The sequence below is a fragment of the Knoellia locipacati genome (genome assembly GCF_044791685.1).
In the GTDB taxonomy this organism is placed as follows: Bacteria; Actinomycetota; Actinomycetes; order Actinomycetales; family Dermatophilaceae; genus Knoellia; species Knoellia locipacati_A.
The window spans coordinates 1,344,655-1,370,280 of record NZ_CP087730.1 but is presented as its reverse complement, the minus strand read 5'-3'; the positions used below and the strand labels follow the sequence as shown (position 1 = coordinate 1,370,280).

Sequence of the window (25,626 nt, the reverse complement as noted above, 5' to 3'; positions counted from 1 at the left end):
GTGCTCACCAGAGCCGCCAGGGCCCGAAGCCGACGACGAGTGCGGCGGCGCCGAGGACGACGAGCGCGCCGAGGTAGGCCAGCACGAGACGGGTGTCGCCGAGCAGGCACTTCGAGGTGAGGAGACCAGCCCGGCGCGCCTTGGTGTAGCCGACGACCCCCAGCCCGGCGAAGAACGCCAGCGCGATCGGCCCGAGCAGCCAGCCGAGCAGGGCGACGGTCGCGAAGATGCACAGCCGCAGAGGGTCGAACACCTCCGCCGCCTGCGGGGCCGACGCGGAACCGCTCGGAGGCAGGTCGGTCGGGACGATGCGCGGGTCAGTCATGTCGCCCTCCGGTCGCGGTCGAGATCCTCGTGCGGGACAGCGGTGCCCACGCCTGGACGGCGCAGAACGGCGCGCACTGGTGGGCATCGGTCTCGGCGTTGACCGTGGCGACGTGCACGCAGCACTGCGTGAGCCGCTCCTCGATCATCGTGTTCATGTCCATGAACGGCTTGACCGTCACGCGCAGCACCCGCTCGCCGAGCATGGCCCGCAGCTTCTCGTGCTGGCCGGGCAGGCGTGACGAGGCGAGCGTGGCGAGCGTGCCGATCCCGAGGTCGCAGTTCGCGCAGATGTCCTTCCAGATGGTGGCCATCGAGGGGTGCGAGAGCGAGGACTGCTCGCTGAGCAGGTCGAGGATCGAGCCCTTGACGACCGCCCTCATGGCGGAGGGGATGGTGTCGTCGGCGATCCGGTTGGCGAGCAGGTCGGGCTCGAGGTCGAGCCACTCCTTGAGCCGGTCGTGGCCGATGAGGCGGGTGAGCGAGCTCCAGGCGCCGGCGTCGTCCTTGAGGAGGTAGCCGACCGAGCAGCAGTGCGGGTGGCTGCACGGCAGCGCCGTGAGGTCGCGCCAGGTGACCTGCCCGGCGGTCTGCCCCTCGAGCCGGGCGAGGACGCCGGTGTGGGTGAGCCGGTTGAGCGGGTCGACCCCGCTGGAGCGTCCGCTGCCGAAGACGGGCTGGATCGTCACGCCGCCGATGTAGGGCGTGTCGAGGGCTCTCTTGATGACGTGGCCGATCTCGTCGTCGTTGACCCCGAGCGAGGCCGTCATGGTCAAGGTGGTGAAAACGCCCGCGGCAGAGAGGCGTTCGATCGCGCGCTCCTTGAAGCGGCGGATGTCGGCGCCCCGGTGGGTGATCGACGCCTGCGCCGACTCGCCGTCGTACTGGAGGTAGACCTCGACTCGCTCGCGTTGGCGTCGCAGCAGTGCCAGGAGCTCGTCGTCCTGGGCCACCCGCAGGCCGTTGGTGTTGACGAGGATGCGGACGATGGGCCGGGCGATGACCGCCTCGAGCAGCTCCTCGAGCTGCGGGTAGAGCGTCGGCTCGCCACCCGAGAGCATGAGCACGTCGATCCGGCCGTTCTCGCGCGCGAGCCGTGCGTCGATCGACGCGAGCACCTGCTCGAGCGGGGCGACCGAGGCGAGGGCCGGCGAGGACTCGGCGAAGCACGTCGGGCACTTGAGGTTGCAGTGGTCGAGGAGGTCCTCGAGGAGGATGCAGGTGTGCTGGGTCTGCATCTGGGGCAGCCCGTCCTCGTAGGCGCTCGGCACCGGCTTGAAGTTGCCGGTCGTGTCGGGCTGGTGGACCTTCGTCGGGGCCGTCCACTGCTCGAGGTAGGCGAGGATCTCGGGCGACTCGTCGTAGAGCGTGCGGATGAGACCGTGATCAGGACAGCCGCGCTCGAGCCACACTCGGTCATTGCGCACGGCCAGCCAGCCGCTGAGCCGGCGCACCTCGGCCAGGGATCGGTCGGGCTGCTCCTCGTGGCAGAACGGGCAGAACGCGTTGACGTAGCGGTGGACGCGGTAGTCGCGCAACGGCATACCGGCTCCTCGTGGTGCGCTCACGCGCTCACCTCCACGGACTGGTCGGGACGGGTGGGTTCATACGCGCCGGACCGCCAGCGCCACGCGATGCGAGCCAGCAGGAGCGGAACGGTCACGGCGAGGAAGAGCTGCGGCCGGGTGAGCCCGAGCCACGCGACCTCGTTGCCGCGCACCGCCTCGACGACGAACCGGAAGACCCCGTATGCCGCGACGTACCAGACGAACGTCTCTCCCGGAGGGTTGTCGCGGTGGCGCAGCCAGAGCCACAGCACTGCGAACGCCGCGGCGTGGAAGGCGATCTCGTAGACGAAGGACGGGTGCAGCGGCACCCCGGCGACGCTGTCGGTGCGGGCGGCCTGCGCGGTGTCGAGGGTGATGCCCCAGCCGTGGCCGGTCGGGGTGCCGGGCTTCTCGGTGAGCAGGCAGCCGATGCGACCCACCGCCATCCCGAGCGCGACGGCGGGGGCGAAGAGGTCGCCGGTGCGGAGCCGGTAGCCGGTGAGGCGCTTGGCGACGTGGACACCGAGCCAGGCGCCGACGAGCCCCCCGAGGATGGAGCGGTTGCCGTGGAGCCACTGCTCCATGACGGAGGCGTTCTCGCGGAGGTCGACGTGCTGGAGCCACGTCCCCATCCGCATGAAGATCGCACCACCGACGACCGCTCCCAGCACGACGTGGAGCAGGCGCTCGTCCCGGTGACCGCGGCGTCGTACCTCGAGGACGAAGACCGCTGCGGCGGCGAGGACACCGAGCGCCACGAACAGCTCGTGGGTCGGGACCGGGCCGAGGCGGGGAATCACGTTGACACCCTCCCACCCGAATCCACGTCGCGCCCGAGTATCGCCACTCAGGCCACGAGGCGGGCGCGACCGGACGTCAAGATCGCGTCAAGATGTCCGGGATTGCGTGGAAGGCAGCTAGCGTGCGGGCAGTGACGACGAACTCGCCGCGGCGATCGCTGAGGAACTGGCTGCTCGAGGTCGAGGACTCGGACCCGGGTGGTTACTACGAGGGCGAGCGCGAGGCACTCGAGAAGCACCACGTCCAGCCGTGGTGGCGGGTCATGTGCCTCACGGGCGTCGACTACTTCTCGACGCTGGGCTACCAGCCGGGAATCGCCGCGCTCGCCGCCGGCGCGCTGGCCCCGGTCGCGACCCTCGTGCTCGTCCTCGTCACGCTCTTCGCGGCGCTGCCGATGTACCGACGCGTCGCGGTCGAGAGTCCCCACGGCGACGGCAGCCTCTCGATGCTGCAGCGGCTGCTGTCGTACTGGCCCAGCAAGCTCCTCGTGCTCTCTCTCCTCGGCTTCGTGGCGACAGGGTTCATCGTCACGATCACACTCTCGGCTGCTGACGCCGCCGCGCACATCACCGAGAACCCCTTCGTCAAGGCGGCGCTCCACGGCCAGGAGGTGGTGATCACCCTGGCCCTCGTCGCGGCGCTGGCGGCGGTCTTCCTCAAGGGCTTCAAGGAGGCCATCGGGGTGGCCGTCGTCCTCGTCGTCGCCTATCTCGGGCTGAGCGCGGTCGTCCTGGCCCGCGGGGTCTACGAGGTGGTCACGCACCCCACCGTCGTCGGCGACTGGACCGACCACATGACGGTGGACCACTCGATGCCCTTCGGCATCATCGCCGCGTCCCTGCTGGTCTTCCCGGCCCTGGCACTTGGACTGTCAGGCTTCGAGACAGGTGTCGTGGTCATGCCACTCGTCAAGGGCGACCCGACGGACACCCCTGAGGCACCGCTCGGCCGGATCCGCAATGCCAAGAAGCTGCTCACGACGGCGGCGCTCATCATGAGCGTGCTGCTGGTCGGGTCCTCGCTCGTGACGACGATGCTCATCCCGGCGGAGGCTTTCCAGCCCGGTGGCGAGGCCAACGGTCGGGCACTGGCCTTCCTCGCCCACGAGATGTTCGGGGACGGGTTCGGCACGGCATACGACGCCGCGACGATCGGGATCCTCTGGTTCGCCGGTGCGAGCGCCATGGCCGGGCTGCTCAACATCGTCCCGCGCTACCTCCCGAGGTACGGCATGGCGCCGGACTGGGCGAGCTCGACCCGGCCCCTGGTCCTCGTGCTTTCGGGCATCGCTGCCTTGGTGACGATCGCCTTCCGGGCGGACGTCGACGAGCAGGCGGGCGCCTACGCCACCGGCGTCCTCGCGCTCATGACCTCGGCGGCGATCGCGGTGTTCCTCACCGAGCTCCGCCGGGGGCACCGTGGAGCAGCAGCATTCTTCGCCGTCGTCAGCGCGATCTTCGTCTACACGTTCGTCGTCACCGTCGTCGAGCGCCCTGAAGGCCTCATCATCGCCCTGCTCTTCATCGCGATGATCCTCGCCGTGTCGGTGGCCTCCCGGATCTCCCGGAGCACCGAGCTGCGCGTGCGCGACGTCGTCTACGACGAGGGTGCGACCGCACTCATCGGGCGCACGACCGACGGACGCAACCCGCTCCGCTTCATCGCCAACAAGCTCAACGAGGGCGACCACGCCGAGTACGACGAGAAGGACCTCGAGGTCCGCGTCGACAACCACCTCAAGGGGTGGCAGAAGGCCCTCTTCATCGAGGTCGAGATCACCGATGCGAGCGACTTCGACTCACCCGTGTCGGTGCGCGCGGTCCGGGTTGGCCGTCACGAGATCCTGCGTGCGACCGGCACGTCGGTCCCCAACGTGCTGGCCGCGTTCCTGCTGGACATCAGGGACCGGACGGGGGTGCCGCCGCACGCCTACTTCGAGTGGAGCGAGCGGGCGCCCGGCGCCAACGTCCTCCGATTCCTGCTCGCAGGGGAGGGTGACGTTCCCCCGCTGACCCACGAGATCCTGCGCCGCGCCGAGCCCGAGGAGCTGCTGCGTCCACGGGTGCACGTGGGCGGCTGACGCAGGGCTCAGGGCACGAGGCCCCGCTCGCGGGCGAGGGCTGCGGCCTCGGTGCGGGAGGCGGCGCCGAGCTTGGCGAGGATCCGCGAGACGTGGACGCTCGCGGTCTTGGTCGAGATGAACAGTTGCGCGCCGACCTGGCCGTTGCTCAGCCCCTTGGCCACGAGTTCGAGCACCTCCTGCTCGCGCGGGGTGAGGGCGTCCGGGGAGTCAGGCCCGCTCGACGGTGTGGCGACGAGGTCGTCGAGCTCGCGCAGCAGCGGTGCCGCCCCCAACCGGGTCGCGACCTCGCGAGCGAGGTGCGCCTCGTGGCGGGCACCGGCCGCGTCGCCCGACGCCTTGAGTGCCGCAGCCCAGCGGGCCCGCGACCGTGCGGTCTCGTAGGCATGGCCGTAGCGCTCGAACGCCTCGACGGAGGCACGCCAGGCGTCGACCATGGTGGTGGGGTCGGGAGGCGACCCCTGGCCCGCGTGCCAGTCGAGGCGCAGCAGCTCGGCCCGCAGCCTGACGTTCCAGGCCCACGTCTCGGTGTTGGTCTCCTCGACGGCCTCCGTCGTCGGTTCGCGCACCCCTGGCTGGGGCTCGCGGACAATGGCGTCGACCTTGGCGGTCAGCGACTCGAGGTCCGCCCGGGCCCGGCGCAGCACGGTGGCGTCGGTGTGCGGGGCGTTGGTCGCGGCCTGCCCGGCCACGAGCGCGGCGAGGCGGACGACAGCGTGATAGCGGCCCCAGGTGCGGTCCAGTGTGTCGACGGCGTCCTCGGCGATGTCGAGCGCGCGGGCGAGGTCGCCGCGGTGGCCGTAGTGGTCCACCGCAGGCATCACGAGCTGCACCACCCCGAAGCCGTCGACGTGCCACCACTCCCGGACGGCCGAGATCTCGTCCTCGTCGATGTTCTCGCCCTGCCCCACGCGCACCCCCATGAGGGCCGCATCGAAGAACGAGCGACCGGGCTGGGGGAGCAGCGGGTCGGTGACGTGCAGCCGCCTGCGTGCGCCCTCCCAGTCGCCCAGCTCGTATGCCGTGAGCCCACCGATGAGGCGTGACTCCAGGGCGAACGGGGCCCAGTCGATGTGCAGCTCGTTGGCCAGGGCGGCGCCACGGTCGTAGGACTCCAGGGCCTGCCCGAGCCGTCCTCGACGGTGGTGCATCGTCGCCGCCTGGTGGTGGATGCGGACCCGCAGCGGGTCGCGACGGTCACCGACGTCGGCGAGCAGGCCGTCGATGTGCCGCTCGAGCGCGTCGAGGTCGTCGTGGACCTCGATGACGCGCGACATCACCGTGCGGATCTCGGCCAGCGCGCCGGGGAGGTCGAGGCGCTGGGCCAGGGCTGTCGCCTCCTCGCCGAGTGCCGCGGCGTCGGTGTACTGGCGGGTGTCGACGAGCTGCTGCATGTGCGCGGTCAGGACGAACAGGTGGTCCGCGCTGTCGTTGCTCGGGTCGATGGACATCGCCTCGGTCGTCATGTCGAGGGCGGTCTCGGCGAAGACGAGGTCGACGAGGCGGCACCGGTTGGCGCAGGTGGCGAGCAGCCGCGCCCGGGTCGCCGGCGACTGGCGGGGACCCGGGTGCTCGATCCGGTCGCGGAGCAGCTGCACCGCACGCACGACGTCACCCGCGGTGAGGGCCGCGTCGGAGGCCTCGAGGCTCACCTCATCGCGCTCGTCGTCGTCCTCGGGCATCCAGCCGAGGGCCTCCTCGAGGTGCTGCAGCGCGTTGACCGGTCCACCGACGGCGAGGTCGGCCCGAGCCGCTTCACGGGCGGCGCCCACGGCCGTCACGAGGTCGCCCGAGGCGGCGGCGTGACGCGCCAGCTCAGCCGGGGAGCCGAGGCTCGGATCGGAAGCCAGCGCACCGGCATACGCGCGGTGGAGCCGGATCCGTTGGCCGGGGAGGAGGTCGCTCGTGGTCGTCTCGGCGAGGAGCGCGTGCCGGAAGGCGTAGGCCGGGGGCCAGCGGGTCTCGAGGACGTGGCGCTCGACGGCTTCGGCGATGGCCGCATCGAGCTCGGCCTCGGTGAGGTCGACGAGCCGGACGAGGAGGTCGTGGCTGATGGTCCGGCCTCCGATGGCCATCGTCCGCACCACCTCTTGGGCAGGGGTGGAGAGCTGGTCGACGCGGGCCCACAGGACACGGCTGAGGCCGCCCGAGATGGGTTGCCCGGCAACGGTGCTCGCGGCGAGCTCCTCGGCGAAGAAGGGGTTGCCCTCGGCGCGCTTGGTGATCTCCTGCGTGGTGCGTTCGCCCAGCTCGCGGGAACCGGCGGCCGTGACGATGTCGCGAATGGCGCTGTCGCCCAGCGGTTGCAGGTCGACGTGCTCGACGCCGGCGATGCGTGCCCAGACGGCGAGGGTCTCGTGCAAGGGGTGGCGGCGGTGCAGGTCGTCGGAGCGGTAGGTCACGACGAGCGCGACGGGCGAGGCGAACCCGCGGGTCAGCAACAGGGTCATGAGGTCGCGCGACGACGGGTCGGCCCAGTGGGCGTCCTCGAGCACGACGAGCAGGGGTGATCGCTCGCCCACGGCGGTGAGTACGGCATGGACGGCCTCGGCCACCTGGCCGGGGGAGTGGGTCGAGGCTGCTGCCCCACGGCGGCCCGGGAGCAGCACTGCGAGGGCGGGTCGGCTCGCGACGACCTGCTCGACGACATCGGGCTCGAGGAGGTCGAGGCGGGCGAGGAGCTCGGTGAAGGGGAGGTAGGCGACACCGCTGCCGGACTGCCCGACGCAGTGGCCCCAGGCGATGCTCCAGTCGGCGGCCTCGGCGTCCGCGGAGAAGCGCGCGAGCAGGCTGGACTTGCCGATCCCGGCATCCCCGGACACGACGATGCCGACCCCACGCGGGTCGTCGAGACCGATGATCTCGGCGAGCCTGGTGAGGTCGGCGTCGCGCCCGACGAGCTCACGCACGGGAGGAGTCATGAGTCGAAGTATCGACGACTCCACCGACTCCGCGTGGGCGAGCCCTGCTCCTGTGACCACGCCGCTCAGCGGGTGCGGCGCGAAGCGGTGACGCGTGCCCGCACGCGGCGGATCACGTGGAGCGAGGATCCGGGACGCTCCTGCGTCTCGGGGAACTGTCCGTAGCGGGCGTGCATCTCGGCCCGGACGGCTTCGGGGGTGAGGAACGAGGTGTTCATGGCTGCTGGTCCTTTCCGACCTGTGCTGTTGCTGACTCCTCAACAGTCGTCGGGTGAGGTAGCCGCTCACATCGGGCAGACGCCGTATTTCGCGCGCGGCTGCTACCTCAGGCCGGTCTCGTTCCCTACCTCAGACGGAGTGCCCGTATGCCGTCCGCCCACCTCCGCGTGCGTCCTCACCCGGGGCGACCGCACACGGCGTGACCTCACCCGATGTCGGTCAGAAGGGGATGGTGTCGGGGTGGCGCGAGCCGCCTGGCGGCGGTGGTGGAGGTCGGTGCGCGAGGTCGAGGACGACGAGGGTGTGGCGTCCGGTGTCGCGGTGGCGGATGCGGCCGGTGTGGTGGTCGGTGCGTGGTGGTGGTCCGGAGAGGAGCTGGCCGCGGGCGTTCCAGACGGTGGGGCGGGTGCGTCGGGGTGGGATGGCGTGGAGCTCGAGGAGGTCGTGGAGCTCGTCCTCGAAGGTGGTGGGCAGGTCGAGGTCACTTCGGGTCGTCGCCGCCGCCGAGGCGGTGCCCGTGGGGCCGGGGTTGGGGGTGGCGAGGTGGAGGTGGTCGACGGGCCAGGTGGTGTGGGCGCGCCCGGTGGGGTCGTGCCAGGTGACGCGGGCGTCGGGGTGCAGTCGCAGGGTCCAGCCGGGGCGTTGCTTGATGCGGTGGTGGCGCCGGCACAGGGCGATGAGGTTGGTCGGTGCGGTGGGCCCGGTCGGCCAGGGGCGGACGTGGTCGAGGTCGCACTGTCGGGCGGGGGTGGCGCAGCCGGGGAAGCGGCAGGAGCCGTCGCGGAGGCGGACGAGGCGGGCCATCTCGGTCGGGATGCGGTAGGTCGTGGTGGGGTCCTCGGGGTGAGGTCGGGAGCGTGGGCGGCGGGTCCGTCCGGACGCGAAGGCTTCGGGGACGTCCCCGGCCAGCAGGGCGCCGGTGTCGGGGTCGCAGGTCAGCTCCCGCTCCGGGTCCGTCGTGCTGGTGTCTGCGTCGTCGAGCCAGGCGCGGGGCACGAACGTCGTCCCGGGCGCTCCGAGCCCACCGACCTCGACCAGCCTGCTGGCGGGCGCCTCGGCGGCGCGGTCCTCGGCCGGGTCATCGGGGGTGTCGTCGCTGTCGTGCAGGGTGGGATCCGATGGCGGTAAAGGGGCGGCGTCACCGGTAGGCGGATCACCGCCGGCGGCGCGTGTGGGCTCTGCGCTGAAGTCAGGGGCCGGATCGGCGGTGGCGGACGTGTGGTCCTTGGTCGGGTCCTGGACAATGCGGTCACCGGGGCTGGTGTCCGCGGCGCGCGCAGCACCCCTGAGGTCATCGTCGGGTGTCGAGTCAGCGGGGGCGTCGGCGGCGCGGGTGGTGTGAACGACGACGCGCACGTCGCAGTGCTCGAGGATGAGCTCCATCATCGCGTCCGCGCGGGCCTTCTCCAGGGTGTCGGCGTGCCCGTCCCGGACGAGCTCGCGGGCGCGTTCGGTGACCGCGGCCCACGCAACCCGGGACTGCTCGACCCGGAAGTCCCCGCGCCAGTGGTCGGTGCCGTGCACCCCCAGCCGCCGGGTCAGCCCGCGCCGCTCCCGCTCGTCATCGGCGTGCGCCGCGACCGCCTCCGGGTCGACCTGCGCCGCGGTGCGCGCCAGCAGCCGCCGCAACGGACCGGTCGTCAACCCGGCCCACCGGTCCGCGACCAGGGCCACGACCTTGCCCGCGGACTCGGGGGAGAGGAACTCGGTCTCCTCGGTCACCACCGCCGCCCGCTGCTCATCGAGCACACCCACAGCCATCGCGTCGACCACCGCCGGGGTCCGGGTCATCTGGTCGCCCGCCGCCGTCACCCTCCTGGTGGCGACGTGCACCGACACCCCCAACCGGGGCGCGGCCAGCTCCGGCGCGTCCAACCGCTGGTGCCCCAACCCGTGGTGCACCTCCACCATTGTGCCGTCCTCCTGCAGGTGCGGCTCACGCGCCGACAGGTGCGCCAACGCCACTGCCTGACGTGCCGACGCCGCGTCCTTCTCCCGCTGCGCCTCCTCGATGACGTCGAGCAGCTCGTCCGAGGTGAGGTCCGCAGCGCACTCCCGCAGCACGGCATACCGGCCCTCGAGGGCTGCGGTCGCAGAGGCGGCTTCCATCACCCCATCATAGCCGAACACACGTTCGAATGAAAGTTTTCCACAGTGCCAATATCGCTGTGGCACAGCGTCATTGCGCCGAGTGTCTGGCCTACCGGGAGGCGTTCGTGAAATGGCACCAATCCGTTATCGGGGTGGTGGCGAACCCCCAGTGCACCTCGAACGGATCGAACCATCGGTCCGAACCGACGAAGGAGTCGCAACGATGCGTACGTTCACCAAGACAGCCCTGGCCCTCCCGGGCGCGGCCTTCCTCATCCTGGCGGGAGCAACTGGCGCCAGCGCCGAGGAGTCCTACACGATGGAGCTCACGGACACCTCAGGCAACGACAGCGGGTCGAGCTCGACAGCCCAGCTCACCGTTGACGGCGACAGCCTCGCCATCAAGATCACCGGCGAAGGCTTCACGCCCAACTCACCGCACGCCCAGCACTTCCACGGGTCATTCAGCGAGGACAAGAAGTTCACCTGCCCGGACTCCTCGGCCGACAAGGACGGCGACGGCCAGGTCAACACCGAGGAGGGCCTGCCGATGTACGGCGACGTCATCCTCTCTCTCACAACGGCGGGCGACACGAGTCCCAAGAGCGGGCTGGCGATCGACCGGATGCCGAAGGCTGACGCCGACGGAAACCTCTCGTACACCCGCACCATCGAGCTGCCGGCCGGTGCCGGTGCCAAGCTCAAGAACCTGCACATCGTCCAGCACGGTCTCGACGCCAACGGCAACGACAAGTACGACCTCGAGGCCCTGGGTGAGTCGACCTTCGCCAAGTCCCTGGGTGTCAACGGCATCCCCGAGGAGGCCACGAACCCGGCCACCTGCGGCACCGTGACCGGCGCGTCCGCCGGCGAGATGCCCTCCGGTGGGGTCGACACCGGTGACGGCACGACCGATGGCATCGAGGGAGCCGGCACCTTCGGGTTCGCCGGTGCTGCCTTCGCCGTGGCCGGTGGAGCGCTGCTCTACCGTCGCCGGCTCGCCACGGACCGTGGCTGATCGGCAACGTCATGTCCTCTGACAGGACCAGCCGCAGCCGGCGCCTCACGGTGTCGGCTGCGGCGGCCATGGCCTTCGGTGTCCTCGGCGTGGCTGCGACCGGGTACGCCCTCTCGCAACAGGTCGGAGCGCCGCCCAAGGCCGTCACCGATGCGTCGGACCACAGCGGTCACGGCGGCGCGGACCCCACCGGGTCCACCTCGCCATCGCCGTCCACGACGCCCGGCGTGACCGCGGACCCGCACGCGGGCCACGGCGGCACCGCGCCGGCGGGGGACACGGCATACCGGACGCCCAAGGGACCGCTCCTGGCCCGGTCGCGCCCCACGACCGTGACCCTGCCCGGACAGGGCAAGAGCGCCCCCGTCATCGACCTCAGCCTCAAGAAGGACGGTCGGATGGAGGTGCCCGACAACGGCACCGACGCGGGCTGGTTCACCAGCAGCCCGACGCCGGGGGAGCTGGGCCCGGCGGTCATCGCCGCCCACGTCACCCACCGGAGCAAGCCGGCCGTGTTCTTCGAGCTCAGTGGGATGGCCAGGGGTGACCGGATCGAGGTGACTCGTGAGGACGGGTCGACCGCAACCTTCGCGGTGACGTCGGTCGGGCAGTACCCCAAGGCGGACTTCCCGACCGAGAAGGTCTACGGATCGGTGGACCACGCCGCCCTGCGCCTCATCACCTGCGGTGGAGTCCTCGACGGCGAGACCGGCAGCCACGTCGACAACGTCGTCGTCTACGCCGACCTCGTCGCCTGACCGGCTCGCCTGACCGGCTCGCCTGACCGGCTCGCCAGACCGGCTCGCCGGACCGGCTAGAAGACCGGCTTGCCGCCCGTCACGCCGACCACGGTGCCGGAGACGTAGCTCGCCTCATCGGAGGCCAGGAAGACGAACGCCGCCGCCACCTCGACCGGGTGACCGGCTCGCCCCAGCGGCGTGTCCGACCCGAAGCCCTTGACCTTCTCCTCGGCCATGGTTGCGGGGATGAGCGGCGTCCAGATCGGTCCGGGCGCGACGGCATTGACGCGGATGCCCCGTGGGCCGAGCTCCCCGGCGAGGTTGACCACGAGGTTGTTGAGCGCGGCCTTGGTGGCGGCGTAGTCGAGGAGGTGACCGGAGGGCTCGTAGGCCTGGATCGACGTCGTGACGAGGACGTTGCCCGAGGTCTTCTCGAGCTCACCCGCGAGGGACTGCACGAGCCAGAACGTCGAGAAGACGTTGGTCGCGAACGTTCGCTGGATCTGCTCCGGCGGGAAGGCCTCGAGGTCGTCGAACGTCATCTGGTACGCCGCGTTGCAGACGAGGACGTCCAGCCCGCCGAGGGCCGCGACGGCGTCCGTGGCGAGCTGCTGGTTGGCCGCGAGCTCCGTGAGGTCGGTGACGAACAGGTATGCCGTGCCACCGGACTCCTCGACGGCCCGTGCCGTGTCCTCGGCGTCCGCCTGCTCGGCCGCGAGGTGGGCGATCGCGATGCTGGCGCCCTCCTTGGCCATCGTGATGGCGACCGCCCGGCCGATGCCGGAGTCGCCTCCGGTGACGAGCACGCGCTTGCCCTCGAGCCGGCCGCGGCCCGTCCACGAGGTCTCGCCGTGGTCGGGTGCGGGGCTCAGGTCGTCGGTCGTGCCCGGCCACTCCTGGGACTGGGCGGGGATCTGGGTGAGCTTGGCGCGTGACATCGGGTCGTCCTCCTGAGGTGGGTGGCAGTCCAGCTCCACCCTGCCCCCTGACCTGCCCGAATGCGAGACTGCACGCATGCCCGACTACGGTCTCGACCTCGAGTTCGGCGTCTTCCCGACCCCTGACGCGTCGCGCCACCACGACGTGCTCGAGCTCGCCCAGCTCGCCGACGTCCTCGGCCTCGACCACGTGAGCATCCAGGACCACCCCTACCAACCGGCCCACCTCGACACGTGGACGCTCCTGTCGGCGATCGGTGCGCGGACCGTGCAGGTCCGACTCTCGACCAACGTCGCCAACGTCCCGCTGCGCCCCCCGGTCGCACTCGCCAAGGCTGCGGCGACCCTCGACGTCCTCACCGGCGGGCGGGTCGAGCTGGGCCTCGGGGCGGGCGCCTTCTGGGACGGCATCGAGGCGGCCGGTGGTGGGCGCAAGTCGCCCAAGGAGTCCGTCGACGCCCTCGTCGAGGCCATCACGATCCTCCGCTCGTTCTGGGCGGGGGAGCCAGGTCGCCTGCGCGGAGAGCACTACTCCAACCACGGGCTCAGGCCGGGCCCGCGTCCGGCCCACGACATCCCGATCTGGCTGGGTGCCTACAAGCCGCGGATGGTGCGCCTCACCGGTCAGCTCGCGGACGGGTGGGTGCCGAGCATGGGCTATGCCGACCCTCATGCCCTGACGGACCTCAGTGCTCGCCTCGACGACGCCGCCGCGTCGGCCGGGCGCGCGCCCCGGGACATCCGCCGGATCTACAACATCTTCGGGAAGTTCGGCACCGGATCCGGCCTGCTGCGCGGCACCCCGGCCAACTGGGCCGAGCAGCTCACCGACCTCGCCGTCGGCATCGGCATGAGCACCTTCATCGTCGGCACCCACGACCCCGACTTCCTGCGCCGGTTCGCCGAGGAGGTCGTCCCGCTGACCCGCGAGCTCGTCGCCGCCGAGCGTGAGGGTGGCCCGCGAGATCAGGCTCCACCGGCCAGCCCTTCGGGCGACGATGCCGATCGCAAAACCGTTGCGACACAGGAAGACTCACGATTCACGCCGCAGCAGCTGGCGGTCCCCGCGCACCTCGTCGAGGTCCACGACCACCTGCGGGCCGAGCTCGACCAGGTCCGCGACATCGTCCGCCAGGTGCGTGAGGGACACACGACCGTCGGCTCGGCGCGCTCGGTCATCAACACGATGACGATGCGGTTGATTCTGTGGCGACACCACTCTCTCTCACCCTCGTAGGTCTCAATTTGCCTACCCAACGTGATCGCCGGACAGGGTCAAAGCCCCTGAGCCGAGGTGTCCGATTCCGACGAGAATCTCTCAGGTGGACCAGCCGCTGGTGACGGAGTGCGGCGTCAATACGAACCTCTCCGAGCGAGAGAAATCGGCAGACACTTCCCCCGGGTCTTGACGCCGAGAAATCCGAGGAGAAGACTGAGTCCTCTGGAACCTCGCTATCGCCGGTCGCGAGCCCTACCCCAGCGTCAGGACGCCATGAACCCCAAGAGTCACACCAAGGGCAGCACTAGCCACCGCTTTAAGGCCTTGCGCACGATCCACGTCGTCGCCATCGACCCCGAGGTCCGGGACAAGTTCACCAAGGTCATGGCCTCCCAGACGAACGTTGACAAGATCGACTTCGTCAAAGGCACGCCGGGCCGCCACGCGGACCCTTTGACCTACGTCGTCTCGGTCAAGGACGACTCCTCCGCACACACCGGCGACGACCCGCGCGTCTACGGCGCCCTTGTCGAACACATCCTCGCCCGCTACCTGGGCGAGCAGAACGCCGAAGAGCGCATCGCCGACCTGCTCGCCGATCTCGACGAACCCGTCTCGCACACGACCCTGCGCGCCCTCAACGCCCACGACAAGGCCTGGCGCGACCTCGCCGACCAGTGGGGCACGTGGAGCAGCGCCGAGATCGCCCGCGCCGTCGGCAACACCAACAAGAACCCGCACGACTGGGCCACCGCCCAGGTCCGCAACGGCAAACTCCTGGCCGTCACCCGCAGCAACCGCCTCGTCTTCCCCGGCTACCAGGTCAACCCGTCCACCGGCGCCCCCTCAACCGTCCTGCCCGACATCCTCGCCCTGCTGCGCACCAGCGGATGGGACGATGACTCGATCGCGCTGTGGTTCACCTCCCCGCAAGGCACCGCCGACGGCGCCGTCCCGGCCGAGATCCTGCACAGCGACCCGCAGCGGGTCCTGGCGGCCGCGACCGTCACCGCCGCCGGATGAAGGCCACCCCCGACCCGGACACCGAAGCGCGGTTCGTGCCCGACCCGCCGGACCCCATCACCCCGCTCGTCGAGTCCTGGCCCGCCGGGACCAGCCTGCACACCTGCTACGAGGTACGCCCCGACGGCGCCGGGGCTGGGTTCTGGGCTCCACCACCGGGCGCACCGCCGCGCACCTACCGCTTCTCCGACTTCGGCGCCCCCTACGTCCCGGTCCTGTATGCCGGAGAGAGCCAGGAGACGGCCGTGGCCGAGACGATTCTGCGCAACGCCGTCACCGGTGGCCGGATCACCCGCGCCGAGTACGCCCGGCGAGCGCTGGCCCGACTCACCCCCACCCGTGACCTGCGCCTGGCCAGCCTGCGCGGACCCGGCTTGGCCGCGCTCGGCGTCACCGCCCGCTACCTGACCGACACCGAACCGTTCACGCAGGTCTACCAGCGCACCGTGCGCTGGGCCGAGAAGATCCACACCCAGCACCCCGACCTCGACGGACTCATCTGGATGAGCCGCCCGCGCAACACCGAAGCGTGCCTGCTGCTGTTCGGTGACCGGTTCGACGACGGGGACCTCGTCATCGAGAATGCGAGCCGCGTCTTCGCCCTCGCCGCCGACCGTGACTGGCTCGCCGAGGTGTGCGACCAGATACGCGTCACCCTCACGGCGTGAACACACGCCGCCTCCTCGGCGGCGCAAGGCATGTCGAGGTCCTCCTCGATTCATATATCACCGAGTGTGACCTTTGCGTCCTTGCACTTTGCGCGCGCGCCCTTGCGATGCGGCGCACCCGAAGTCCCGCGGGGACCCCTAATCGCGACCTACCGCCGCAGCCGTTGCTCGCTCGGTCGTGAGGACCGAGTGCGTAGCGTTAGTTAACGGACCCCAGCAAATATCGCTAGCCGACCGGCGCGGACCGTTACTTGTCGTCCTCAACCTCAGCCCAACGTCTCGGTCAGTCGTGTGCTCCACGTTCAGCCACAGCAGCCTGGTGCAGCCGCAAGCACGGCTCGGGGCTTCGTTCCCACGGCCATCGCCCCGCAACCAGGCCCAAGCCTGCCTGCTCTCATGTGAGGTATCTAGCCGTCACTGCCTGATCGCGTCGTTGTGGGCAGGATTGACGCGACCTCCACTTCCAAGGCGGAGGCGAGGTCGACGAGTGTGAGTAGGCGAGGGTTGCGCTCCCCATGCTCCAGGTACATGAGTCCACGCCAACTGATGCCGGACTTGGTCGCTAGTTGCTCGACTGTCATGCCCGACCGCTCTCGCAGCCGCCGAATGTTCTTGCCGAGATCCCGCAGAACTTCGTCGGTGTTTCCAGCGGCGGGCATGGCACCAACCGCATCAGATTGGGCATCATGTAGCCATGAACAACTGTGCATATCGCTCGCACGGGGTCTCCTTGGGGGACGGGCGTTGTTGTGGCTCGCGCTGCTGAGCGGCCCTTGGACGGCGAGTGGTCGTTCAGACAGGTGTACACAGAGGCGAGGGTTCCTGAGGGTGTCGCGAAGGGTCTGGCGGAACGCGGTTACCTCCACCGCGAAGGACTCTTCCAAGGAGACGTCGTCGTGTTGAAGGTTGCCGCGGCGCTGGAGTCCGCCGCGACCCTGTTCGAGCCGCGCCGAAAGAGCGGCCGGGTGTTGAGCGGTCGTGACAAGACAGCGCTGCAGTTGACGAGGGTGGCCCTCGGCGATCCGTGGTTGGACGCCGCGGCGACGCTAGTGGTGCGTGGCGATCTTGTGGCTCTCACACGGAATGCCATTGAGGCCGTTCAGGAAGCCGCGTCGCCATCCCGTGAGATACGCCTTCTTCTTCCCGTGGGCGCCTGGATCGAGGAGTTGCCCACGAGACGCGCATGGCTTGACTTCCAGCGCGCGTACGCAGTGCCCCCGCTTCGGCATGGCGGTAGTGGCTAACCGTCGAACGGCTCAAGCGTCAACATCCAGAGGTCTGGACTCGCTGAGCCCAAATCAGCCGGTCAGTAGGACGACATCGTTCACCTCGGAGTGGGCCCGAGGCGGGGTGAGGTGCATTCCGGTCGAGCCAACGTGACAACCGTCGGCGGGTGCGAGTGGACGAGACTCTCGCGGAAGTGGGCCAGTAGTAACCTGCGCTCCGGGGCGCCGCCTGTTGAACATGACAGAGGCGCGGAGACTGCGTCGACGATGGCTAGGGGACGAGCAAGGTGTCAGGGCAGGGACGGACTGGGCCATCAAGCGCCGTGACTTTTGGACAGGCGCTCACCAAGTTGCCGGGCCCGCGTGTCCTCATCGAGGACCCGAGGCGTTATCACCCGTCGTTGCGAGGTGGGGTGGGCGGCGGGTTCGAACGTGGCGACTTCGACCCTGAGGCGCTTGCGGATCGCCTGCGCGCGACGGTGCCCACAGTGGCTGTTGCGGGATCCCTAAGCGACTACAACCTGCGCGAGTGGGACTGCCTAGTCACAGTTGAGCCCCCGACGAGCGTGAACAAGGCGAAGAAGCAGCCCGAGTATCGGGGGGAAGAGCCTTCGTTGCTGTACTCGTGGTCACAGCGTTACCCAAAGACTTTGTCGGTCGTTTGCGTCGTCGGATCAGGGCCTTGGCGAATCTTGGACGCTGTACCAGAGGAGTCGGCGAGCAGCCCGGACTTGCCAGAGGCGGCCATCGTCCGAGAGTCAGACAGGGTCGGTCGGCACATCCGCCAGGTACTCGGCTTGCCTGAAACGCTCGGCTCCGTCATCGGTCGTGAACTACTACCTGTAGCGCGCCTACGGCAGACGCATCTGTCCTTCCGCCGCGTGACGCGGGAAGACAGCCCCGTCAGGCGCGATGAGCATCTGCCTATCCGGCCGTTCCTTCTCGGCCCCGATGACATCGTGCTGGCTGGCTCATACCAGCGAAACGACCTCTCCTCTGTGTGGTTGCTCCCCAACGACCTTCCAGACATGTACCCCTGGGTGCTAGAGGCACTGAAGGAATGGCACAGCCTGTATCCGGATCGATTCCCGCTACTGCCGGAATGGCATGACACCCCGGACTGGCAATCTGCCGCAGAAAGGGCCATCGCCGCGCAACGAGAGAAGGCGACCGAGGCATTCCGGGTTCGCCAAGTGGAACACGAACAGCAACTCGCGATTCTGGACGATCGAGCCTCCGTCGCACAGCGGGAAGCCGACGCCTACCAGCGGGCGCTGCTGACACAAGACGGAGAGGCGCTCGCTAGTGCCGTTGGAAGCGCCTTTGCTCACCTCGGCTTTCATGTTGTCGATATGGACGAGCATTGGGGCGAGGGCGACCGGCGGGAAGACCTGCGGATTTTTGATGATGCGGACCCGGACTGGGTCGCCATCGTTGAGGTGAAGGGGGCCAAGAATGGCGCCAGAGAGACCGAGGTCCAGAACTTCGGTCGATGGATCGAACGGTTCATCCTGGACGAAGGGCGTGCCCCGAGTGCTCGATGGTTCGTCACCAATCACCAACGTGGCTTGGACCCAAGCACACGTGAGTCGCCATTCCAGAACAAGCCAGTCGTCGTCGAGACGTTCGCCAACTCCGGGGGCACAGTCGTCGACACGCGTGCTCTGTTCGACCTGATTCGTCTGGTTGAGGAAGAGCCTGCACTGGCGCCATCCGCCCGCGATCTGCTCAAGGCGGGACGCCCCGCCCTCGTGCGCGTAACCGCCGACGATCTTGCCTAGGAGTGACTGAGCCCTGTAGAGGTTGCCTTTGGGTCTATCCAGTGTGGTCGGACCACAACGCTGTCAGGGACAGCATGAAGTCCTGGACCTCCGCTGCGCTGAGGACCACCATCAGGCCATCTCCTGCGCGCGGCCCGTTGAGGACGAAAGTGACGTCCGCTTCGGACGCCCCAGGTAGTGGCCCATTGACGATGAACATGCTGCCGGTCTCGAACGCGGTCGCGACGGGCTCGAAGGCATCGTCAAGCGACCGACCGTTGTCGTCGGCAACCCACTCCCATCGCAGGGCCGAGATGGCCGCACGAACTCCGACGATCGTTCGCCCTCTCGCCTGACCTCTCCGGTGAGCGCTGCGTGGGCTTACCGCTTCGAGGAGTTCTTCAACGATGTTCCACGGTACGAAGACGAGTGCATGCTCGCATTTCGGGTTACTCAGGTCCGCCTCGTGACGCACGAACGAGATCAGTACTCCCGTTCTCCGCTCGGACAACGCGACTGTCTTGGACATGTCCGGTCTCGTCCTATCAGGTAAATGACCGCTCGCCTGGCAACGAGCCACCGCGAGCCGAACGCATGGCGCTCAGGAGAGCGCTGAGGAATCGGTCGTCCATGCCGTGTGTCATCGCGCCAAGATCGACTTCGTACCCACGTCCGCGCCAGATGGATGCCGCAGCCGTGAGCAGGTGGCGTTCTTGGGTCGAGAACGTGCCGTTGGCCAAGATCTGGTCGAAGTACACCGATCGATCGGCGAGGTCGACGTGTCGCCACACTCGCGCGTCGCCCTTGAAGATCCCAGTCAAGACGTGGAGGACCGCCTCAACCTCTAGGTCCCTACTTGGTGGACTGTGCATCGGAGACCTCTCTGGGATGGTCAGTAGTAGCGAGTCACGAACGTGCTGCTGACGCCCGAACCGTGTGTGCGTGATCCTCGGAGTTCACCTGCGTTCGATCCCTCGCGCCTCCTTGGACGCTCAGCAGATCCGGAGGGCACTTGTTGGCGGCGACCGGACCTCAGTGTTCGATCTCTTCCGTTGGTGGCGAGTGAAGGTAGAGGCAGCGTAGGCCAGTCCTCCACGGTCAGCAAGCGCCAATTCCGTTGTCGCACAGGCATACTCACTGTCAAGCACGTGACTCCGGGGCGGATCCGGACTATCGTGCGGGCCATGTGCGTCGCACGGCTGCCCCGCTTCCCGGCCCCGCCACCATCTGCCGCCTCTGCATGGCGACGGGGCGGGGGACATTCGATGAGCGAACCTGCCAACGGTCTGATGAAGCCGAGAGCCCGGTGACGAGCCTGGAGAGCCCGCCGGCGCATCGGGCCGCACCGGTGCCCATCGTCCGGCCTCGCTTCATCGCTCGCGTAGGGCCTACCCGACTGACGCAGGTGCTCGTCGCGGCCCTAGGCCAAGAAACAGCCGCGCGTTTGGTGGAGATCGCTGGTGAGCATGAGACCCGGGATCCTCGCCCAAGACTGCTGGACTACGGGGGCGTGCCGTGGGATGCCGGGAACAGGATGCTCAGAAGCATCGGTTCAAGGCCCATCGACACCCAGTTGACCTACGGGGGCGACTTGCGAATCTTCCTCGACTGGGCTGGTGCAAATGGCGTCAACTTGAGCACGTGCACGCTAGATGACCTACTGGACTATCGGGAGGAACGGCGCGAGGTCGACGGCATTAGCGGTTCCACATGGAACAAGAATGTGGCTTCGTTGGTGCGCGTGCTTCGCGAGATCGGACGAGCGGTGGAAGCCGAGCAATGGTCACGTGAACTCCGTGACCGTTCGCGTCCGCACAGACGTAGAGGGGCACCTCTGGAGGAGTTTCGGCGCTTCCGGGACGTGGGTTTGCGCGGCCTTACTCTTGAAGGCGCGCTTGATCCCCTGTTCACAGTTACCACGGGCGAGCGAGACGGCCTGTTCGCAGATCTACTCCTCGTGTCGGGATGTAGGCGTATCGAGGCCGCCCATCTGCTTTTAGTGGACCTTCCGCTCCAGCGAGATGTGGGAAGGGCTTCGTACCCTCTGGTGCTTCCAGCCGAGATATGCAAGAACCACAGGGGACGCAAGACCAAGGTCCCCGCTCTCTGGCTCCAACGACTAGAGCGCTACCACCTCGGGGAGTGGCGCAGCCAGGTTGAGCGCTCTCAAAAGGCTCTGCGTCGCAAGAGACACAGTCTGGTTATAGCCGATGACTTCGACGGGGGTCGGATCCGATCGACGGTGGATGGCGGCCGTTGGAGAGCCTCACCCGCTCGATGCGGATGCGTCTGGTCGCTGACCACCGGCTCGCGGCGAAACTCGGCCTACCGACGGAGGATGGGTGGCTCGTCCCGCTCACCGTCTTTCCGGGGACGAAGCGTCCGGGGTTAGCGCCGAACACCTGGACCAAAATCCTCAAGAACGCGGACAAGCGGGTTCGATACCTATGCACCAAATCCGGCAAGGCCATGCCGGTCCGCATCACACCTCACACCCTTCGCCACACCTTCGCGGTTGAACACCTGCGCGCTTGCTTGGCCGCGATGAAGGAAGTTCTCGACGTCGAGCCAACGGACGTGCGCCGACTCCGCCGGTACCTGATGAACCCGCTCATCGAAGTCAGGCAAATGCTTGGTCACTCCAGCATCACGACGACCCTCGTCTACCTCACTGAGGTTGCCGAAGACGACCCGTTGGCGCAACTGGCGTACTCGTCATGGACCGATGCGTTTCTGGACGCCAAGGTCTCAGCGTGACTCGTCGGCGGCCAGGAGTGCCAATTCGTCGCGATCTCGGCTCGGCGCAACACCTCAAGACCAGTCGCGTGGGTGAGTTTGTGGTGGTCAAGGCGCACCCAGCCCAGTCAGCCCAACGACTCAGCATCAACCCGACCGACTTCGCGTGTGCCGATGCAGCCCGCGTTTTAGGGGCCGAATGGGAGCGCCGGTCCCGGACCGTATCCCTCGCTACCGCAGGAACGATCCACACAGCATTGACGAGATGCTTCCTCCCATACCTACAAGAGATTCGGGTGACCAGTCTCCAAGAACTGTCGCCGGAGGCGCTTCGGAACTTCGAGGTGTGGGTCTCACGACGACACCCCTCACTGGGCTTCAGGTACCTCGCCGCGACTTGGATGGTGCTCAGGCGGGTGAAGAGTGATCTCAGAGAGGACACGGCCCGGTTCGTTCGACACGCGCCGAACGTGCGTGGCCGTGAATCTCTTCCCACGGAGGCGTTGTCTGACGACGTGATGAGGAAGGTCCTGCGGGCCGCTAAAGGGGATGTGGCCCGCGCAAGGCGGCGGCTCGAAGGGAGGCCAGGTCACATGGCTTGGGGGGAGAGTGTGTCTCTCTTCGTTCTTCTGCTGTGGGAACTCGATTGGTCCATGGACGTTCTTAAGGCCCTCCAATTCAGGCCCGACTCGCCGACCACGGTGCTTGATTGGAGCGCGGGCGACGGAACGTTCGTCGAGACGATTTGGCTCAAGGCACGTGGCGGGGCCTCCCAGCAGCGCCTATACCGAGCGGATGGTCCGTGGTCTCCAGGCACGTTGCTGCGATGCCTTGAGACCTTCACTCGAAGCGCTCGCGAAGTGGGGGACAGGGCAGACAATGACTTTACATCTGGATGTCCTTGGCTGGCGGTGGTGGACAGTCCTTCAGGTTTTGGCGACCGGCTCCCGGTTGAGGGGGGCTGGCTTGTCCGGACGTTCGACGGCCACGGCCAGTTTCGAAGATGGCTCACGCTTCATGGCATAGCGACGCCAGAAGCCGTTGGTGAAAGAGTTACGTTCCGAGCGATACGCCCTGCCGCCAAGGCTGTCCGAATGTCTCTGACCGACACGTCGGGGTTGCACGTTGCGGACATCGTGGATGGCCATACCGCGGAGGTCTTTCAGCGCCGCTACACGCGCAACGCACGCCTTATGCGTGAACTCGCTCAGATCTGGCACAAGGAAATTGCGGGACGAGCGGAGGGGCTGATCCGCGGTTGGCGACCTCACATCGTGACTGAAGAAGCCGGGTCCCTTGCGTCCGGACTTGACGCGACGACAGCGCGAAGCGCCCTCGACGGTGATCTAGAGGCGGGACTCGTGGCGTGTCTGGACCCGCTTGATTCACCCCAGCCGGGTCAGAGGCGAGGGCACCCCTGCGGGCTGGCTTTCCGGGCTTGCTTCGAGTGCCCCAACGCCGTCGTGACACCTCGACATGTCACCAGGCTGCGACAAATGCTCGACCTCGCCGGGAAGCGGCGCTTGGCCATGTCACCGATCGAGTGGGAGGCGCTATGGAGCGGCACGGTGGCCTTCATTCATTCCGCGCTTGAGGTGCTTGAGCCCCTTGCCCCGAACTACGAGCAGTTGCTAGGCCCCCCTCCGGATCTAGGGGTCGGCCCAAGCGGGGGGAACCCGTGACGGAATGGCCGGCCGCGAGCGGCCCTTTGATCGGTCCCGCGAGAACACGCCTGCCATCCGCCTTCGTATCGGATGATGCGCCACCATTCAAAGTGCACGCGTGGAGTACGGCGGAATCTCCGGTTCCAAGATTTGGGGATCTCCGCTGGCAGATCACTGGTCTGGACCCTTTCCCCAGGCAACGACGAACGCTTGACTTCACCGAGTGGTCTCCTGAGTGGGCGCTCTACGGTCGCGAAATCTTGTATTGGCGTGCAGCGGGCAAGGAGGCCCTGAGGGAAGTGCTGGAGCCGGGATCCACTCGGCGCAATCAGCGGGAACAGCCCGCAGCCGCCACGCTCGCTGGTGTCTACCGCGGGCTCCAGTCCATCATCACTGCTTCGGGTGAACTCGGTATCGGCCTTCCAACGTCTTGGCGTCTAGAAGACACCGAGCGCCTGTCGGACTGGTGCCGACAGCACGTGAGAGATGCTGCTCTGGCAAACGTGGTCGGCGCTCTCTTTCGCCTTCGAGAACGGCTCACCTTGGGGGGCCTCGATTTCGACCCTCTACAGGGGCAGACCATCTACGAGTGGTCCGGCGCCCGATCCCCGCAAGAGGACATAAAGGGGACGGCAATTCGGCCAGATGTCTACTTCGCTCTGATGAGAGCCGCACTCACTTACCTAGAGGTTGCAGCCGACATCCTCGCTGCTGCGCGATGGAAGCGCGCGATCGAGGATCGTTGGGAGCAGGGAGACTTCGCGACCAGGCCCAGACGCCTACCCAAGGGCCATCCCGGCCTGAGTCATGGGGTCCGTGGGCCAGTCATTTGGGAACTCGCTCAGATGATCGAACAGCAGAGGGGAATACCGGCATACACCGTCTCGGTATCAGGAGCGGTTCGGGGCGAGATCGCGTTCACATCCATCGCCGCGTTGATTGATCACCCAACCCTGAAGAATCTGCAGTCGGCCAAGGACTACCTGCGCAGGCGTGCTCGCGAGGGAACGACGTTGATCCCCGGCCTGCTACCCCTCAGGGTCAGCAACATCAACCTCCCTGGCGGCGAAAGGGGTCCTTGGCGCGACCCGTGGTGCTGGTCGAGCATTGAGATGGAGTTGACCGCCTTGCGTGACGCGTGCGCCGTGATCATCACCGGGTTCACCGGAATGCGGGATGGTGAGGTCGCTTTGTTGCCCACCCAAGGCTGGCGAACAACTTGGCACGGGTCAGCGGCTATCGAAGCGCCGTCGGTCAAGACTGCCGCAGGAGACAACAAGAAGTGGTGGGCTGTTCCGGCGGTCACCCAAGCCTGCGAGATTCTCGCCAACACAGCCGCAGCCGGGGCGACCTACATGCTCGCCACTGGCGAGGTACGTCATGAGCGAACCGTCGGCAGGCAAGGGCCTAAGGGCGTGGTGGACGAGTCGCGCACTCTCGTGCACACGTCCATTCAGCGCTTCCTCGCCCACATCGACACGAATCCCGCCCTGCGCATCGGCTTTGGGATCCCTGCCGCGTTCGCCTACGGAAACCTTTCGTCCGATGACGGTGAAACGATCACGCCCCACCGCCTCCGCCTCACTCTGTCGTCGATCGCCAACTTCTCCACGCTTGGTGATGCGGCGCTCAACCAGCAACTGCAGCACGCACGTATCCAACAGACATGGAGTTACATGGCGAATGGCGAGACTGACTCATGGCGTGATCATCTTGTCGTTGCTGACGCCGCAGAAGCGAACAGTCGCGTCTTGGAGGTACTTGCTGGGGTCTGGGCGGGCGACCGGACGCTCGCCGGACTCGCCGGACCCAAGATCGAAACTGCCTTTACCGCACTCCTGGACGATGAGCAGATCTCCCCCCCGGTAACCGAACAGCCGGTACTCGCGCAGTTTCGAGGCATCGTCGCGGACAGCCCGGTCCTGTTGGCGTTTGCCCGTTCCGTTTCAGAGTCGCTATATCTCGGCGTCACCAATCACTGCTACTACGACGCATCCAAATCCCTTTGTGGCGGCACCGATGGACCGGTACTCGCCCGCTGTCAGCCGGAGGCCTGTTCGAACGTGGTACTCGATGGAGAGCAACAAGCGGTATACGCGGACCTGCGTGACGAGGTCGAAGAAATTCTGTCCATGCCCCGCCTTCCGAGTGGGCAGAAGGTCGTACTGCGGCAACGCATGCGATCCCTAGAGCGCATGCTCGGAGACGCTCCCTGATGGCCCTCGCAGCCAACGTAGATCGGGTGCGCGCCGCGATCATCGACTGTTTCCGTGAGGCAACCGAGCAACAACCCTCGGCAGCGGAGATCATTGCGGCTTCAGGCGTATCTAGCGCCACGTACTACCGGGTCATCGAGAACGACACGACGGCCGCAAACATGCTGAGCGCGGGACGAGCCGCATTCGCGGATCGTACTCAGGTCACCCGAGAGGAGGAGCCCGAGGATCCGATCGAAGCCGACCCACACGGTGCCGTACGCGAACTCAGCGAGGTCATCGTTCGCCTCCTCCTCATCGTTGAAGAACAAAAAGAGACACTCCGACGCTTGCAGTCCTCTCGGCCAAATCCCCCAGCCCCAACCCGACTATCGGACCGCCGCGGCCAGCCGCGAGTCCCAAGTGACGGGAACTGACAAGCCTCCTCTCACATCT

General features: G+C 67.7%; 21 protein-coding genes. 11 read left to right on the top strand and 10 right to left on the bottom strand.

Going from position 1 to position 25,626, the window contains the following annotated elements; genetic code table 11:
* Window positions 1–4 precede the first annotated feature (4 nt).
* The 3 genes from LL946_RS06420 to LL946_RS06410 are packed head-to-tail and all read right to left on the bottom strand — an operon-like array spanning window position 5 to window position 2,671.
* The gene (locus tag LL946_RS06420) at window positions 5–325 is read right to left on the bottom strand and encodes a hypothetical protein (protein WP_404385942.1); all 321 of its coding nucleotides are present in this window, start codon (window positions 323–325) and stop codon (window positions 5–7) included.
* Window positions 318–1,868 (bottom strand): radical SAM protein, encoded by a 1,551-nt coding sequence (locus LL946_RS06415; protein WP_404386813.1) that lies wholly within the window; start codon window positions 1,866–1,868, stop codon window positions 318–320. Before LL946_RS06415 ends, LL946_RS06420 begins: the two co-directional genes overlap by 8 nt.
* Window positions 1,869–1,888: 20 nt before the next feature.
* Window positions 1,889–2,671 (bottom strand): prolipoprotein diacylglyceryl transferase, encoded by a 783-nt coding sequence (locus tag LL946_RS06410; RefSeq protein WP_404385940.1) that lies wholly within the window; start codon window positions 2,669–2,671, stop codon window positions 1,889–1,891.
* A 131-nt stretch (window positions 2,672–2,802) separates the two neighbouring features.
* On the opposite strand from LL946_RS06410, the gene LL946_RS06405 reads away from it, so the two are divergent.
* Window positions 2,803–4,752: an amino acid transporter gene (locus LL946_RS06405; RefSeq protein WP_404385938.1), complete on the top strand. Its 1,950-nt coding sequence runs from the start codon at window positions 2,803–2,805 to the stop codon at window positions 4,750–4,752.
* An 8-nt stretch (window positions 4,753–4,760) separates the two neighbouring features.
* Here the strand turns inward: LL946_RS06405 and LL946_RS06400 are convergent, their stop codons facing one another.
* The 3 genes from LL946_RS06400 to LL946_RS06390 all read right to left on the bottom strand — a co-directional run bounded on the left by LL946_RS06400 (window position 4,761) and on the right by LL946_RS06390 (window position 10,001).
* Window positions 4,761–7,673, bottom strand: coding sequence for an AAA family ATPase (locus tag LL946_RS06400; RefSeq protein WP_404385936.1), 2,913 nt, complete (start codon window positions 7,671–7,673; stop codon window positions 4,761–4,763).
* A 65-nt stretch (window positions 7,674–7,738) separates the two neighbouring features.
* The gene (locus LL946_RS06395; RefSeq protein WP_404385934.1) at window positions 7,739–7,891 is read right to left on the bottom strand and encodes a hypothetical protein; all 153 of its coding nucleotides are present in this window, start codon (window positions 7,889–7,891) and stop codon (window positions 7,739–7,741) included.
* Window positions 7,892–8,111: 220 nt separating this feature from the next.
* Window positions 8,112–10,001, bottom strand: coding sequence for an HNH endonuclease (locus LL946_RS06390; RefSeq protein ID WP_404385932.1), 1,890 nt, complete (start codon window positions 9,999–10,001; stop codon window positions 8,112–8,114).
* Between the two features lie 205 nt (window positions 10,002–10,206).
* On the opposite strand from LL946_RS06390, the gene LL946_RS06385 reads away from it, so the two are divergent.
* Entirely contained in the window at window positions 10,207–11,001 is a 795-nt protein-coding gene (locus LL946_RS06385; RefSeq protein ID WP_404385930.1) for a hypothetical protein, read from the top strand.
* A gap of 11 nt (window positions 11,002–11,012) precedes the next feature.
* Window positions 11,013–11,759 carry a class F sortase gene (locus LL946_RS06380; RefSeq protein WP_404385928.1) on the top strand — a complete coding sequence of 249 codons (747 nt, stop codon included), beginning with the start codon at window positions 11,013–11,015 and terminating at the stop codon, window positions 11,757–11,759.
* 56 nt (window positions 11,760–11,815) lie between these two features.
* Here LL946_RS06380 and LL946_RS06375 read toward each other — a convergent pair whose 3' ends face one another.
* Window positions 11,816–12,679, bottom strand: coding sequence for an SDR family oxidoreductase (locus tag LL946_RS06375; RefSeq protein WP_404385926.1), 864 nt, complete (start codon window positions 12,677–12,679; stop codon window positions 11,816–11,818).
* A gap of 76 nt (window positions 12,680–12,755) precedes the next feature.
* On the opposite strand from LL946_RS06375, the gene LL946_RS06370 reads away from it, so the two are divergent.
* The 3 genes from LL946_RS06370 to LL946_RS06360 all read left to right on the top strand — a co-directional run bounded on the left by LL946_RS06370 (window position 12,756) and on the right by LL946_RS06360 (window position 15,589).
* Window positions 12,756–13,916, top strand: a complete 1,161-nt coding sequence (locus tag LL946_RS06370; protein ID WP_404385924.1) for an LLM class flavin-dependent oxidoreductase — start codon at window positions 12,756–12,758, stop codon at window positions 13,914–13,916.
* Window positions 13,917–14,171: 255 nt separating this feature from the next.
* On the top strand, window positions 14,172–14,921 hold the full coding sequence (locus tag LL946_RS06365; protein ID WP_404385922.1) for a hypothetical protein: 750 nt from the start codon (window positions 14,172–14,174) through the stop codon (window positions 14,919–14,921).
* A complete protein-coding gene (locus LL946_RS06360; RefSeq protein ID WP_404385920.1) occupies window positions 14,918–15,589 on the top strand; it encodes an RES family NAD+ phosphorylase in 672 nt (223 codons plus the stop codon). The genes LL946_RS06365 and LL946_RS06360 overlap by 4 nt, the downstream gene beginning before the upstream one ends.
* Before the next feature lie 407 nt (window positions 15,590–15,996).
* Here LL946_RS06360 and LL946_RS06355 read toward each other — a convergent pair whose 3' ends face one another.
* The gene (locus LL946_RS06355; RefSeq protein WP_404386811.1) at window positions 15,997–16,170 is read right to left on the bottom strand and encodes a helix-turn-helix domain-containing protein; all 174 of its coding nucleotides are present in this window, start codon (window positions 16,168–16,170) and stop codon (window positions 15,997–15,999) included.
* Window positions 16,171–16,362: 192 nt separating this feature from the next.
* Between LL946_RS06355 and LL946_RS06350 the strand changes: the two genes are divergently transcribed.
* Together LL946_RS06350 and LL946_RS06345 are read left to right on the top strand one after the other, a co-directional pair.
* Complete coding sequence (locus LL946_RS06350) at window positions 16,363–16,833, top strand: hypothetical protein (RefSeq protein ID WP_404385918.1); 471 nt, start codon at window positions 16,363–16,365, stop codon at window positions 16,831–16,833.
* A 779-nt stretch (window positions 16,834–17,612) separates the two neighbouring features.
* A complete protein-coding gene (locus LL946_RS06345; protein WP_404385916.1) occupies window positions 17,613–18,596 on the top strand; it encodes a hypothetical protein in 984 nt (327 codons plus the stop codon).
* 34 nt (window positions 18,597–18,630) lie between these two features.
* On the opposite strand, the gene LL946_RS06340 is transcribed toward LL946_RS06345, so the two are convergent.
* Together LL946_RS06340 and LL946_RS06335 are read right to left on the bottom strand one after the other, a co-directional pair.
* The gene (locus LL946_RS06340; protein ID WP_404385914.1) at window positions 18,631–19,104 is read right to left on the bottom strand and encodes a hypothetical protein; all 474 of its coding nucleotides are present in this window, start codon (window positions 19,102–19,104) and stop codon (window positions 18,631–18,633) included.
* Between the two features lie 16 nt (window positions 19,105–19,120).
* A complete protein-coding gene (locus tag LL946_RS06335; RefSeq protein WP_404385912.1) occupies window positions 19,121–19,333 on the bottom strand; it encodes a hypothetical protein in 213 nt (70 codons plus the stop codon).
* A gap of 1,498 nt (window positions 19,334–20,831) precedes the next feature.
* Between LL946_RS06335 and LL946_RS06330 the strand changes: the two genes are divergently transcribed.
* The 3 genes from LL946_RS06330 (at window position 20,832) to LL946_RS06320 (ending at window position 25,191) form a co-directional block, all read left to right on the top strand.
* Window positions 20,832–21,332 (top strand): hypothetical protein, encoded by a 501-nt coding sequence (locus tag LL946_RS06330; RefSeq protein ID WP_404385910.1) that lies wholly within the window; start codon window positions 20,832–20,834, stop codon window positions 21,330–21,332.
* 275 nt (window positions 21,333–21,607) lie between these two features.
* The gene (locus tag LL946_RS06325; protein WP_404385908.1) at window positions 21,608–22,993 is read left to right on the top strand and encodes a hypothetical protein; all 1,386 of its coding nucleotides are present in this window, start codon (window positions 21,608–21,610) and stop codon (window positions 22,991–22,993) included.
* Window positions 22,994–23,820: 827 nt separating this feature from the next.
* The gene (locus LL946_RS06320) at window positions 23,821–25,191 is read left to right on the top strand and encodes a hypothetical protein (RefSeq protein ID WP_404385906.1); all 1,371 of its coding nucleotides are present in this window, start codon (window positions 23,821–23,823) and stop codon (window positions 25,189–25,191) included.
* Window positions 25,192–25,626: the final 435 nt, after the last annotated feature.

What these genes read in the sequence shown, in the direction of transcription:
- LL946_RS06380 (WP_404385928.1), top strand. Translation starts at nt 11,013, where the DNA reads ATGTCCTCTGACAGGACCAGCCGCAGCCGGCGCCTCACGGTGTCGGCT.
- LL946_RS06385 (WP_404385930.1), top strand. Translation starts at nt 10,207, where the DNA reads ATGCGTACGTTCACCAAGACAGCCCTGGCCCTCCCGGGCGCGGCCTTC.
- LL946_RS06390 (WP_404385932.1), bottom strand. Translation starts at nt 10,001, where the DNA reads ATGGAAGCCGCCTCTGCGACCGCAGCCCTCGAGGGCCGGTATGCCGTG.
- LL946_RS06375 (WP_404385926.1), bottom strand. Translation starts at nt 12,679, where the DNA reads ATGTCACGCGCCAAGCTCACCCAGATCCCCGCCCAGTCCCAGGAGTGG.
- LL946_RS06355 (WP_404386811.1), bottom strand. Translation starts at nt 16,170, where the DNA reads ATGACAGTCGAGCAACTAGCGACCAAGTCCGGCATCAGTTGGCGTGGA.
- LL946_RS06415 (WP_404386813.1), bottom strand. Translation starts at nt 1,868, where the DNA reads ATGCCGTTGCGCGACTACCGCGTCCACCGCTACGTCAACGCGTTCTGC.
- LL946_RS06340 (WP_404385914.1), bottom strand. Translation starts at nt 19,104, where the DNA reads ATGTCCAAGACAGTCGCGTTGTCCGAGCGGAGAACGGGAGTACTGATC.
- LL946_RS06420 (WP_404385942.1), bottom strand. Translation starts at nt 325, where the DNA reads ATGACTGACCCGCGCATCGTCCCGACCGACCTGCCTCCGAGCGGTTCC.
- LL946_RS06370 (WP_404385924.1), top strand. Translation starts at nt 12,756, where the DNA reads ATGCCCGACTACGGTCTCGACCTCGAGTTCGGCGTCTTCCCGACCCCT.
- LL946_RS06365 (WP_404385922.1), top strand. Translation starts at nt 14,172, where the DNA reads ATGAACCCCAAGAGTCACACCAAGGGCAGCACTAGCCACCGCTTTAAG.
- LL946_RS06395 (WP_404385934.1), bottom strand. Translation starts at nt 7,891, where the DNA reads ATGAACACCTCGTTCCTCACCCCCGAAGCCGTCCGGGCCGAGATGCAC.
- LL946_RS06320 (WP_404385906.1), top strand. Translation starts at nt 23,821, where the DNA reads ATGATCGAACAGCAGAGGGGAATACCGGCATACACCGTCTCGGTATCA.
- LL946_RS06360 (WP_404385920.1), top strand. Translation starts at nt 14,918, where the DNA reads ATGAAGGCCACCCCCGACCCGGACACCGAAGCGCGGTTCGTGCCCGAC.
- LL946_RS06400 (WP_404385936.1), bottom strand. Translation starts at nt 7,673, where the DNA reads ATGACTCCTCCCGTGCGTGAGCTCGTCGGGCGCGACGCCGACCTCACC.